General features: G+C 30.0%; 14 protein-coding genes. 11 read left to right on the top strand and 3 right to left on the bottom strand.

Going from position 1 to position 12,509, the window contains the following annotated elements; all coding sequences use genetic code 11:
• Nucleotides 1-555 precede the first annotated feature (555 nt).
• From KDN24_RS20760 to KDN24_RS20745, 4 genes are all read left to right on the top strand, one after another.
• Nucleotides 556-747 carry a tyrosine-type recombinase/integrase gene (locus KDN24_RS20760; protein WP_409974325.1) on the top strand — a complete coding sequence of 64 codons (192 nt, stop codon included), beginning with the start codon at nucleotides 556-558 and terminating at the stop codon, nucleotides 745-747.
• 39 nt (nucleotides 748-786) lie between these two features.
• A complete protein-coding gene (locus KDN24_RS20755) occupies nucleotides 787-1,134 on the top strand; it encodes a tyrosine-type recombinase/integrase (protein WP_409974326.1) in 348 nt (115 codons plus the stop codon).
• Complete coding sequence (locus KDN24_RS20750; RefSeq protein WP_409974327.1) at nucleotides 1,125-1,553, top strand: site-specific integrase; 429 nt, start codon at nucleotides 1,125-1,127, stop codon at nucleotides 1,551-1,553. Before KDN24_RS20755 ends, KDN24_RS20750 begins: the two co-directional genes overlap by 10 nt.
• Before the next feature lie 140 nt (nucleotides 1,554-1,693).
• Nucleotides 1,694-3,048, top strand: a protein-coding gene (locus tag KDN24_RS20745; protein WP_491348108.1) for an IS3 family transposase whose coding sequence is annotated in 2 segments (ribosomal slippage) — nucleotides 1,694-2,147 and nucleotides 2,147-3,048 — 1,356 coding nt in all. Because the reading frame shifts where the segments join, the coding sequence is not laid out codon by codon here.
• Nucleotides 3,049-3,645: 597 nt separating this feature from the next.
• On the opposite strand, the gene KDN24_RS20740 is transcribed toward KDN24_RS20745, so the two are convergent.
• A complete protein-coding gene (locus KDN24_RS20740) occupies nucleotides 3,646-4,509 on the bottom strand; it encodes a hypothetical protein (RefSeq protein WP_491348145.1) in 864 nt (287 codons plus the stop codon).
• A 76-nt stretch (nucleotides 4,510-4,585) separates the two neighbouring features.
• Entirely contained in the window at nucleotides 4,586-4,777 is a 192-nt protein-coding gene (locus tag KDN24_RS20735; protein ID WP_491348144.1) for a hypothetical protein, read from the bottom strand.
• A gap of 357 nt (nucleotides 4,778-5,134) precedes the next feature.
• Between KDN24_RS20735 and KDN24_RS20730 the strand changes: the two genes are divergently transcribed.
• The 6 genes from KDN24_RS20730 to KDN24_RS20705 all read left to right on the top strand — a co-directional run bounded on the left by KDN24_RS20730 (nucleotide 5,135) and on the right by KDN24_RS20705 (nucleotide 10,943).
• Nucleotides 5,135-5,365, top strand: coding sequence for a hypothetical protein (locus KDN24_RS20730; protein WP_409970601.1), 231 nt, complete (start codon nucleotides 5,135-5,137; stop codon nucleotides 5,363-5,365).
• 61 nt (nucleotides 5,366-5,426) lie between these two features.
• Complete coding sequence (locus KDN24_RS20725) at nucleotides 5,427-6,320, top strand: McbB family protein (protein WP_409970602.1); 894 nt, start codon at nucleotides 5,427-5,429, stop codon at nucleotides 6,318-6,320.
• Entirely contained in the window at nucleotides 6,310-7,149 is an 840-nt protein-coding gene (locus KDN24_RS20720; RefSeq protein ID WP_409970603.1) for a nitroreductase family protein, read from the top strand. Before KDN24_RS20725 ends, KDN24_RS20720 begins: the two co-directional genes overlap by 11 nt.
• Nucleotides 7,146-8,195 carry a YcaO-like family protein gene (locus KDN24_RS20715; protein WP_409970604.1) on the top strand — a complete coding sequence of 350 codons (1,050 nt, stop codon included), beginning with the start codon at nucleotides 7,146-7,148 and terminating at the stop codon, nucleotides 8,193-8,195. Before KDN24_RS20720 ends, KDN24_RS20715 begins: the two co-directional genes overlap by 4 nt.
• Before the next feature lie 11 nt (nucleotides 8,196-8,206).
• Complete coding sequence (locus KDN24_RS20710) at nucleotides 8,207-9,313, top strand: YcaO-like family protein (protein ID WP_409970605.1); 1,107 nt, start codon at nucleotides 8,207-8,209, stop codon at nucleotides 9,311-9,313.
• Between the two features lie 16 nt (nucleotides 9,314-9,329).
• A complete protein-coding gene (locus tag KDN24_RS20705) occupies nucleotides 9,330-10,943 on the top strand; it encodes an ATP-binding cassette domain-containing protein (protein ID WP_409970606.1) in 1,614 nt (537 codons plus the stop codon).
• Between the two features lie 258 nt (nucleotides 10,944-11,201).
• Here KDN24_RS20705 and KDN24_RS20700 read toward each other — a convergent pair whose 3' ends face one another.
• Nucleotides 11,202-11,351, bottom strand: coding sequence for a hypothetical protein (locus KDN24_RS20700; RefSeq protein WP_491348497.1), 150 nt, complete (start codon nucleotides 11,349-11,351; stop codon nucleotides 11,202-11,204).
• A gap of 540 nt (nucleotides 11,352-11,891) precedes the next feature.
• Between KDN24_RS20700 and KDN24_RS20695 the strand changes: the two genes are divergently transcribed.
• Nucleotides 11,892-12,287, top strand: a complete 396-nt coding sequence (locus KDN24_RS20695) for a hypothetical protein (RefSeq protein WP_409970607.1) — start codon at nucleotides 11,892-11,894, stop codon at nucleotides 12,285-12,287.
• Nucleotides 12,288-12,509: the final 222 nt, after the last annotated feature.

Here is a 12,509-nt window from a genome sequence, read left to right as displayed (position 1 = left end):
AAGCATACGAGATTGGTTGCATTATCGAAGATGTAAATTGGCTACAGCATTATCTTAACCTTGTTGAAATATATGAGGTTGTTAAGATTGAAAATTGGATAATTAAAGAATATGCCTATACTAATAGCATGGTTAGGTTGTTAAAAGGGCTAATGCCCAAGGTAAAATTAATGATGGGAATCCAATTGATAAGTCATTTGTAGTATCTGTTATTAATGCTAAACCGTCTGATGTGAGGAGATAGAATATATCCTACTAGATATTTATCCTATTTTTTAGATAAAAGAAAATTTGAATTAAGAGTGTGAAATGCTTACTTCTATTAGAACAAATTTGCATAATTCGGTTTTAGGAAAATGAGCTAGTGAAAACACTTCTAAAGACCATTTGCGCACTTTTTGTTCATTAATAGGAGGTAGCTTATAATTGGCATCAATTAAGAAGAAGGGAAAGAAAAACTGGGTTGTACGTTATGATGTCACAGAAAGTATGAATGGAAAGAGAGTACAAAAATAAAAAAGTGGATTTCAATCAAAGGAAGAGGCAGAGTTATTTTTGGCAGAGATTCTCTTGAAAAAGGATAATAAAGAAGTAGTTGAGCCTAGCAGGGAACCCTTTTTTACATATATTCTCTGGTGGTTTAATAACATTTATAAACTTGAGGTTGAAGGAACCACTGCTGAAAATCGTAAGTATATGATATCAAAACATTTAATTCCTTACTTTGATAAAACTCCTATATCTTAAATTACTCCAGTTGATTTAAATGAGTTTTATGCTGCTAAATTGGAAGAAGGAAAAAGTAAGAAAACAGTTAAGGATTTACGTCATATACTTTCAAAGGCGTTTTCTAAAGCAGTGGAACAAGGGTTTCTAATCGACAATCCGACTATAAAAGCAACTGCTCCTAAACCTTGCATAAAAGCTGTAGACCCTTGGAGGTATGAAGAGGTAGTTGAGTTTATTATTGGAACTAGAGATGTAGAAAACCATTCACTTTATGTTACAGCGTTAAGTACTGGAATGAGACGTGGGGAAATATTGGCATTGAGATGGAATGACATTGATTTTGAAAAACGAACGATTTCTATAAGTAGAAATTTAGCTTCTCAAAATCAAAGGGTTTGTTTGTAAAGGTTCCCAAAACAAAAGCATCAATGCGTACCATTGACATTTCCGACTCTCTTATTAAAGAACTTAGCCATCATAAAAAACGGCAAGGTAAATGGAAAAAATCGTTAGGGAGTAATTATAAAGAAAACAATCTTGTGTTTCCAAATATTTATGGGAATTTCAAAGATCCTCGAAACTTGTTAAGGGAATTTTACAGAGATCAGAAATTTACTCAAGCTAGAACGATCACTTTTCACGATTTAAGACATACTCATTCAACTCTTTTGTTGATTAATGGAGAAAATCCAAAACTTGTTCAACAACGATTGGGCCATGAGGATGTTGAAATTACACTGCGAATATATTCACATATTTTACCTAGTATGCAAAGAGATGCTGTTGATAAACTGGAACGAGAATTGAAAAAAAGACTTAGTTAGATGGAACTTTTGTGAACGGTTTGTGAACGAAACGTGATAACGAACGAAGGGTTGAGAAATAAAGATATGAAAAAACCCTTGTAGTTGAACTGCACCCCAATTGTTAGACACCATCTAACAATTGGAGGTGCAGTTTTTCTATGGCTAAATTTACTGCAGAAGATAAATTACAAGCAGTTGAGCGATATTTAAATGGAAATGAGAGTTCAAATGAACTAGCGAAATCGTTCGGGACTGATCATAAAGCTATCCTTAAATGGGTCAAACAATACGAATACAATGGTGTTGAAGCCTTTATTAAACCTTGTACAAATTACACACAACAGTATAAACTAGACGTACTAAATTACATGATTGAACATGGTACGTCCTTAAATGAAACAGCAGCGATTTTTAAGATCCCTGCCCCTTCAACCATTGTTGTTTGGAGAAATCTATTTGAAACACAAGGATTAGATGCCCTTCAATCAAAGAAAAAGGGGCGTCCATCCATGAAAAAGGAATCCAATCAACAACCTAAACCAGCACCGGTCAAAGGGTCTACCGAAGCACTTGAAGCACGTATTAAACAGCTAGAAATGGAAAATGAGTATTTAAAAAAGTTGAATGCCTTAGTTCAAAACAAGGGAAAATCACCAAACAAGACAAAGCACAAGTAGTCTATGAATTAAGGCATAAATATTCGGTGAAAGCACTTGTAAAACTCGCTGGCATTCCACGTAGCACGTATTATGATTTAGTGAAGCGAATGAATCAACCAGACCCAGATGCCGATTTGAAAGTGGAAATCAAAGCGATTTATGAAGAACATGAAGGTCGTTATGGGTACCGTCGTATTCGTGATGAGCTAGCGAATCGTGGACAAAAAGTAAATCATAAGAAGGTTCAACGTATCATGAAAGAGTTAGGTTTAAAGTGTTTAGTGCGTATGAAAAAATATAAATCATACAAAGGTACAGTTGGTAAAATTGCGCCTAATATTTTAGACCGTAATTTTACCGCAAATGTCCCAAATGAAAAGTGGGTAACAGACATTACGGAATTTAAATTATTCGGCGAGAAACTCTATTTATCTCCTATTTTAGACTTATTTAATAGAGAAATTATTACTTATACAATTGGCTCTAGACCAACGTATTCACTTGTATCAGATATGTTGGTGAAAGCTTTAGAGCGCTTACCAGAGGATCATCAGCTACTAATGCATTCAGATCAAGGCTGGCATTATCAAATGAATCAATACCGGCATGCGCTTAAGTCCAGGGGCATTGTGCAAAGCATGTCTCGTAAAGGCAACTGTTACGACAACTCGGTAATAGAGAATTTCTTTGGTATTATGAAGTCGGAATTCCTCTACTTAAAGGAATTTGAAAGTGTAGAACATTTTAAATTAGAATTAGAAAAATATATCAATTACTATAATACGAAACGAATAAAGGCAAAATTAAAAATGAGTCCGGTGCAATACCGAACTCATTTTACTCAAGCTGCCTGATGAAATAACCGTGTCTAACTTTTAGGGGTCACTTCACTACGCAAGGGTTTTTGTATATGGAGAATAGGGGGCTCGAACCCCTGACCTCTACGCTGCCAGCGGGATTGAAGTAAATAAACAGAGTTAAATAAGATAAATACAGATTAATTAAGTCTTGTGTATCAAGGGTTTGAGGGCTGTTAAAAGAAATCTAGAACAATTTAGATAAAATAAAAAAATTATGTATGTGCACACTTTTGTGCACACTTTTTCTTTGATGTAGATCTTAGAAAAAGAATTAAGTTAGATCGACAAAGGTATAAATGCTTGTGAAATAAAAGTTTAGAACCAGTAATAAAACTGCGGAACCAATTTCAGTCCCGATGACAATTGGATCATAGTGCCTTTTGTATGTTGAGCCATATTGACTTATAGAGAACGTGGATTAAATGCAATTCTCTTCATAATACTTATTTGGTAAAGGTAAAGTGTTAATACCAATTATCATTATCTCTAAAAATGCAATGGTGCACATTATAAAAATTAATAGTCTTTAACTAACTATTAAATTACTTCCTTGAGGTAAACAACTAGTAATCATTTTTTCTAAATAAGTTTTTATGGGAAAAGTAATCTACCTTTTTCATTTGATGTTAGTGATGGTACATCATTTAATATAAATTTTATCCATTCTTTTTCTACATCCTCAATAGAACAACCAAATACTTCGATAAAATCATTCTGAAAGTTAGGAGTATTATAAATTTCCATTACTTTGTCTTTATTATAAAATTCAATCAAATATTTCATAAATGAACCAGACTCAATATAACTAATCCACATTGTTTTACCATCCGAGGAACGGAAGTATTGTTCACTGATTTCATTATGTATTAGTTTGTATAAAGGTATATACTGTTTAGAATCTAAAATATATTTCATAACCTTATGGGTTTCTACACCGTTGTTAGGATATACAAATTTTTCCGGATATAGTTCTTCTTCGATTACTGTTGCCAAGCCTTCTTGAGTAAAAAGTCCATATTCATAATTAAAACCGTTCATATCTTGATTCCCAATACCTAAAAGAGTGTGGGTCATTTCGTGAGTTAAATTAAAGTTATTTCCATGAGAATTGTACAGAACAATGTGATTTTTCGTTGCTAAACTTTCCTTGATTTCTGTCTTAATATATATATCTATCTTTTTATTCCAGTCGTAATTTTCGTTTTTATAATTATTAGTGATATATATATAAGAATCATTGATTTGTTTAGAAATATTATTAATGGCATCCTTACTCAGTTTCCCATCATTATGAATAACAAATTTGGTATTTGATCCTTCTGCGAAAAACTTCCTAGTTATCAAATTGTTATCTTTATCAATTTTATCAACTGGTTCAGAAGTTAAATTTTTAGTTTCACTACAACCTGTTAAGAAAAGTAATAGTAGTAAAAGTAAACTTATATAATGTTTCATCCATTTTCACCTGTTTCCTCTACTTGAAAAAAATACTTCTCCTTACTTGGAAATGAAAATTCCCCTTTTTCTAATATTAAATCTTCTTATTATAATTTCTGTATAAATCATCTTTTGATTTCATAGAATAATAAGTTCCGACCGATCCAAATATTGCTAGAGTGAAGAATCCAAAAGAAAAAGCTAGTGATAATTTCCCGAAAATAAAAAAAACAACAGTTAATAAAGGTAATAATATTAAGATAATAACCAAAATTATTTTAGCCATTTGTTCTCCCCTTAAACATAATTCCAGATCATTTTTTAACTATTCATGATTTTTTAGGAACAAGTTAATATCATTTACTCGAAAAACAGCGTAGCAAAAGGTATATAAATTCATTTTGAGAGTTTGATAAAATTCTCTAATTTGTATTATTTTACAATAAAAATTTAACCATTTCCAGTTATTTATTTAATTTTCTTAAAAGAATTAAAATCATTATCCTCCTAGTTTAAACCTATATATATATGTGTGTGAAAATTTCGTATTTTTGATATATTTTTTTAAAAAAATTATATAAATATATTGAATACTTAATAGATTTATGATATTTTTGGATGCATATGGGAAAGGAGGGAAATTATGAGTATTTCAAAAAATTCAGTAGAAGTTAAATCTAAGAATTCTTCAAAGTTTGGAACTGGTGCAATATTGGGTAGTTACGAACCTGTAAGATTTGAACAAGATCCAAACTGTGCTAGTGGATGTGGTGGAAGTAGTTGCCTTTGCGTTGGTCAAACTACATGTATAAAACCAGGCAAGGGTTGTTCAACTGGCTGTGGCTCTTCTTCGAAAATTAAAATTTTTGCTTAAAGACAAACACGGAAGATAAGTAGCTTTTTACTTATCTTCTATGTTTTAGGAGGTAAATTAATTGGTTCAACAACAAAGTCTAGATAATACAACTTACAATATTCATAAATTTCTATTTTATAAGTTGAGTGAAGCTGTGGTTATTCAAACATCCCAAGGTATTAGTAAAATAAATGATAATAGAATGATAACTTTACTTACAGAATGGGAACTAAAATTTAATAAAACTACTACATATTTGGAGTTAGAAAGTATTTTCAATGAAGATACACAAGAGGCAATTGAATTTTTAATGAATTACAAAATTATTGAGGAGATTAAGAATAAAGAAGTTAAAATTAATGGAATAACAATTATTTCAAATAATGATTCTATTAGTGAATTAGTATATAATACGTTACTTAATAAGTTTGAAGGTATATTAGAAGTAAATAAGATTAATACTGAAAATGTTTATTGTGAAGATTTAAATCAAAAATTGTTAGTTGTATTATTAAATCCTTATAACAAAAAATTCGCAAAAGAGTTTGTTGAAACTCAAAAGGATCTAAAAAACTCCATTTCATTATTTGGGTATATTTATTCTAATAATTTTTATCTAGATTGTTTATACTCCGTAGATTGGAAATTACCTTGTCATAATTGTCATATGGGACATATACAAAATAGTTTATACGCAGGAGAAGAAAATGAAGTTACTTATCAACATTTAATTGATACTTTGTACAGTGAAACAAATGATTCTTTTGAGGTAGGTACTCATTTAGATGCCATTCAAGATTTAAATATTGCTTGTTTAGTTAGTAATAAAGTCAATTCATTTTTAGGAGATCTAGGGAAGTTAAACTTGCATCCACAAAGCATTAATAAATGTGTATTGCTAGATGTATCAACCTTAAAGAAATATGAAGATACATCAATTTATTGGGAAATGTGTGATTGCTATGAACAATAAAAGCATTGAAAAAAACCGGTCTGATCTTTTCGAAAAAGTGGATAAATTAAAGCGTATGGAGTGGCTTCAAGAAGCACTTTTAACTGAGTCTGAATTAAATGAAGTTGTTAAGATGCATCAAAAGTCTACGTGGAACATACCTTATCATTGGAATCTTTATGATAGTTCTGAATTGATTTATTGGGTAAGCCTTGCGGAAGATACTGACCCTTTACCAATATTAACAGAAGATACAGTTTCATTACCACCTGTAAGTAGAGAACTATTGACTATTAATAAAACTAGCGAGAGGTATTTTAAAGAAGATTACATCTTTAAAATCGACGATCTAAGCGATATATTGTTTAGATCCTTTGGTCAAATGGAAAATTCACACAGGAACTACCCTTCTGCAGGGGGGCTTTATCCGGTAATTCCAATACTGTTAGTATTAGATAATAAAACAGTTCCTTTTCTAAAAACTAATGGAAGTTATTTATATGATTCAAAAAAAAATCAATTATTGTTATTAAAGGGGTTTACAGAAGAAGATCTTGTTAAATGTAAAGCGTCAATTCATGTCCACATGGAAGAAATGCCAAACTTAGCAATGTTATATGCAATTGATATTAGAAGAGCCATTACCAAATATAAAATCAGAGGATATAGACATGCCCTAATTGAGGTAGGTTTAATGGCACAAAGCTTTAGAAATACGTTATGGAATTACGAACATTATGGTGAGTGCTGTTGGTCTGGTTTTAATGATAACAGTTTATCAAATATCTTAGGATTGAGTCCTAGATTGGCTCCAATAGCAATGCTCCAATGGTTTGGTGCAATAAAATGATTTTTATCAAAGATAAAGGCAGCAGATTCGGTTATAGTAATAAGGCATTTCTAAATACTCCTATTTTTAATTCTGCATCAGTAATAGGAACGTTTATTAACGATGGTTACATGGGGCCTACTAATTGCGGAGCGGTTTCCACTAATAAAAATTTGGCTCAGAAAAAAGCATTCTCCGAATCTTTAGAACGAAGAGCTCTGGCATTAAATTATGGAAATATAAAAGAGAACAATAATATGATCCATGCTTTTGATCTTATTCAAAATAAACCAACGCTAATTCCAGAATGCTTAACCAAATATAGCTTAGTAGAGCCGTTTGTTGATACAACAGGAACTGCTACACATAGAAATCCGTTAAAAGCTAAGATAAACGCAATTTCAGAATTGTTGGAAAAGAATGCGATATTTCTGTTTTGGTATGGAAAGAAGTTTGTTAGATATAATGAAAAAGTAGATTCTATTTATAAAGATCATTTGATAAATCAGGGTTATAGTGTTTATTTTTTCTTAGTAACTGAATTCTTCCCTTTACAAGTAGTTATAACAATTGCTTATTCTGAGTTTAATCCACTAAAATTTAAATTCGGCATTGGTTCTTCCTTGTCATTAATAAAGGCAATAGAGAAGTCATTATCTGAAACTTACTTATTAGGGTCTTATTATGAAATTAAATATTATGATAAGTTAAAAGGGTATGTCTCAAATGATAATGAGATAGATATTTTTTTTAATCCGGATATATTAGAATATTTAAAATCAATACTGGATGCTCCTGTAGAACATGTAGGGAATTCGTATTTATCATTAAATGAGGATTATCCGGATTATTATTTACACCTACCAAACTGGATAAAATCATTAAAAATAATGATTCTGCCTCAATTAATAAAAAAGGAATTGGTAGTTGTAAAAGTAATATCTGATGAACTTTATAATCATGTGCCAAAGAAAAATTATCTAGACTTAAATAGGGTAATTAATAGAAGGACAATTTGTTTAACAGAGGAAAAATTAGCTATAATTCCTGAATGCCCTATTGTCTAAAGGAGATTACTATGTATAGAAGAATTAATGGTACCCCTTTTTTATTGCAATCATTTCAGCTCAGAAATAACACGTTTCTCAATCAATGTTTTCGTGCTGAAGCTGACACAAAGATGATAGAAAATGCAAAAGGACATGCATATAGAAGTGATAAAAAAGCCGCTATTAAAGCTAGTTTAGGAGAACATTTAGAAAGAATATGTTCACTAATTTATTATCCTCAAAATTATTATAATGATACACCAGTTATTGATTGTTTCAATTTATTGACAGGTGAAGAAGCTAAAGTAGAAGCAGAAAACGTATTATTAAATTTTCAATTACCTATTTTTGTAAAACAGGGGAAAAGTGAATATAATAACGATTCATGTGGGTTAGCATCACATATCTATAGTGAAAATGCAATAGAGAATGGTTTTAAGGAATTTATTGAAAGACAGTCTCTGGTCTATAATTGGCTTTCGAGGAGCGAGGGTCAGAAGTTGAACTATGATTTAATAAAAAAATACTTTTTTATTAATAAAAATCTAAGGATATTATTAAAAGCTGCTGAAAGACTATCGGAAGAATTTTTTTCTTTCAATATCTCGATAATAAACGGTTTTTTTGTCATTTATACAATAGGTTATGGTGGAAATGCATTTTCTTCAGGTCTAGGAGCAGATTATGATTTATTGAAAGCATTAGAAGGTAGTCTTAACGAGTACATAATGATATTAGAATCAAGTATTTCTATAAAAGAAAACCCAGATTCACTAAAAAGAACAAGTAACAATAAATATGTATATAACTTTTACAACATGGATAAAAGTGAATTTTTAAATAAGTATTCCTATTTGATAAATAGTAATCAGGAAATGGATATACTGGATTATAAATTTAAATCTAACTTTAAAGAAATTCTTCTAAAAGTTCATGCTGATTTTAAGTTAGATATGTATGTATGTTTTTTACCACACCCACAAAAAGATATTAATGTTAAAGTGGTTAAAGTTTTTTCTCCAGAAGGTTTTCCTCATATCGATACTGAATTGTATGATCCTTTAGATTTTGAGATAACAAAGTATTTGCCAAAAAGTAACTATGAGAATAAATATATTTCAATACCTTTCGCATAAGGGAAAGAGTGGTAAAGTGCAAGTTAAAAATTTTATAAAAGAAAATTGGGTTCTTTTATTAATACTATCAATAGTTGGTATAATTTCTTTTGCTTTTTTTATGTATATTCCACTCGCTAATAAATATGTTATAGATAAGGGTATACAAAGTAAGGATAAATATATTCTTCTTCAAAGTATCTTATTATTTGCCGGTAGCCTAGTTATCGCCGATATTGCGTTTTCTATAAAACAAATACTAATGACTTACATTGAATCCTTATATAGTTTGTATTTACGACAAAGTATTCATAGAAAAGTAAGAGAGCTCGAGGACTTAAATAAATTTAATGAGGCTCAGTTAATCTCGTTTCAAATAAATGATGTAAATTTAGCAAAACAAAAATTAAGAAGAAAATTAGATAATTATTTAAGTTATGTTCAATTGATAGCTATTCTAATATTTATTTTAATAATTAATTATAAATTTTTATTAATAGCTATGTTAATAATACCAATTTACTCCATACTACCTAAAATTCTTGGTAAACATATCACTAATACCTCTCTAACTATACAGAAAAATTTAGAGGAAATAACAGAAGAGTTATCAAATAGTTATAGTATTTCAAATGAGATAAGGATTTTTCAAAAAGAGGCATGGGATATTACAAAAATGTTTAATCTCTTTAAAAAAAATGTGTCTCCTGTTGTTAAATTAGAAGTACTTAACAATTTATTTGTCCTAGGTAAAGTTTTTTACTCGCTTTTTTTATGTGTAATTTTTTATTTTGGTTCAGTAATGGTACAAGAAAATCAAATGTCTATAGGAACTCTTTTTGCATTGACATCTTATATTGGGTTTATTTCGGGTCCTGTACAAAGTCTGGTTTTCAATTATGGATTACTCAAAAGTATTAAGGCATCCGAGATGCAAATAATAAATGTATTAGAGAGCAAACAAAGAATTAAATTTAATAATACGCCTGATAAGCAAAAAATATATAATTTAAGGTTGTCTAATATTTGTTTTAAAATATCTGACACCGAAATTTTGAATAGTGTATCTTTTAACTTGTGTAATGGAGAATTCGTGGGTATAAAAGGTATAAGTGGTAGTGGAAAATCAACACTATTAAATTTAATTGCTAAATTTATTCATCCTAATAATGGGATAATTTATCTAAATGGAAGAGATATAAAAGATATTCCAGATAATGAATTTTTTAATTATGTGAATTACGTTTTTCAAGATAGTAATTTTATTAAGGGTACTCTGAAAGAGAATTTATTTATTGAAAGTCATGAAGAACAGAATTTTATGAAGGTTGCTGATGACTTATTTTTAAAACTAAATCTTGATTTTCTACATAATAATTTTGAATATTGGATCGAAAAAGACGGACGAAATTTATCTGGAGGTCAAAGACAGAGGCTGTCTATAATTAGAGCGCTATTAGTTAATCCCCCAATTCTATTATTAGATGAGGTGACGAGTGCTCTTGATTTTGAAATGTCAAATAAGATGATTGATTTAATTAAAGAAATGAGAAAAGATAAGATTACTATTATGGTTACACATGATTTAAAAGTATTAAAAAAATTTAATAGGATATTTGAATTGAACAATGGAGTCTTAGAGGAAGTGTGAAATTCCAATATGGGACCGTTCGATAATAGAGAATACACTAATAATTAGTTGCGATAGAGTTTGCAATTAGTTAAGTAACAAAAAGGCAGACTAAAAAAAGAAATTAATGTGGTAATGATATAAGGTCTCTAGAAAAAGAGTGTATATATTAAATTTTGAGTACGACAAGTCACATTATTACTGCAAAAAATCCTTTTCTCATTAAATTGTTTATTTTTCTATAACTCTTGGTTTGTTTAGTTACTACAATAAAGAGATCTAGAAAAATCGCAAACTCTTAAATAATGAAATGCAAACCCGCTCCTGAGTATAACACTCGGCAGCGGGTTTTAGTTTGTCTGCATTAAAAAAGACTAGAAGGGATAAGAAAAATAATAATGTTGATTTGCCTGAGCCACTGCCCCCAATAATTGCTGTCTTACTTTCTTTTTCAATTCTTAAATTCTAATTTGATATGACATAGCCATCATTGTAACCATATGATAAATTAATACATTCAATTGCTGTACCATTATCATCATTTTCAATGAACTTTATTTTTGTTGCAGTTTTAGTAAAATCTTCCATTCTATTAAACGATTTCTGTAGGTGTTTTAATGGCGTTCAATCAAATTGTAAACCGAGAATAGCTCCATTTTTTACCTGAAAATATTGTAATTTTTGTTTCTCTTCTACAAACAATTTATTTTGTGAAGATACCTATCTTTCTCAAGTAAGGTCAATGTCAAAGAGATTTTTAGGTTGATATTAAGAAAAGGAATTTTTTTTTTGCTTACAGCGAGTTTTTATCCGAAATAATCAGCATTTTATGGTATATGTATTATCTGAATGAAATAGAGGATAGTGCTATGGATTTATCTACTCACTTCATTTTCTCCTAAAGAAATAGTCATCTAAGGCTGCGAGTTTACTACGTTTGTCTAGAATATAGCTTTAATCGTAGGTTGCATGGGCTTATTTATTCAATTTAATATGGACGATTATAAAGAAGGAGGACTTATTACTAATATTAAAGTGTATACGTTTGTTCACCTAGATCTTGGCTTCTTTCTTTTTCCTGCATTAATGGTAGTAATGATTTTGATACAACATTGGCTAAGTGCAGAGAAGGGAAGAATTGCAAACATATTATTGTGTGCCGGTGTAATATTATGTTTCCTTGGAGCACTGGTCTATATTATTGTAACACCTAGTTTCTTTGGACCAGGCTACTGGATAATTGCTCTTGGATTTTTACTCATCATAATTGCGATGGCCTATTTCTTCATTTACGCCTCTTATTCTGCTCAAAAAAACTTGGATATGAAAGAAGATTTAATGAGTTCTACTTATTCTAAGCACTGAAAGTTTAAAATTCTAGTACGCCGGCTATAGTTGGTATCACAGATAGTTACTGGAGTGATGAAATCTAATTCTAATTCATAGCAGGCTTACCTACTCAGAATATAGTAGAGTAAGGATATAATTTGATAGTGATTTAGTAGAAATGAGGAATGGGGCTGGGACATAACTAAATTATCCACTTTTAAAGCCGAAAAATATACGTTACTGAACACGTGAAAAACA

The sequence above is a fragment of the Cytobacillus sp. Bva_UNVM-123 genome, assembly GCF_046351715.2.
In the GTDB taxonomy this organism is placed as follows: domain Bacteria; phylum Bacillota; class Bacilli; order Bacillales; family Cytobacillaceae; genus Cytobacillus.
Note: the sequence above shows the minus strand (reverse complement) of the source record. Positions and strands in the feature narration are given on the sequence as shown.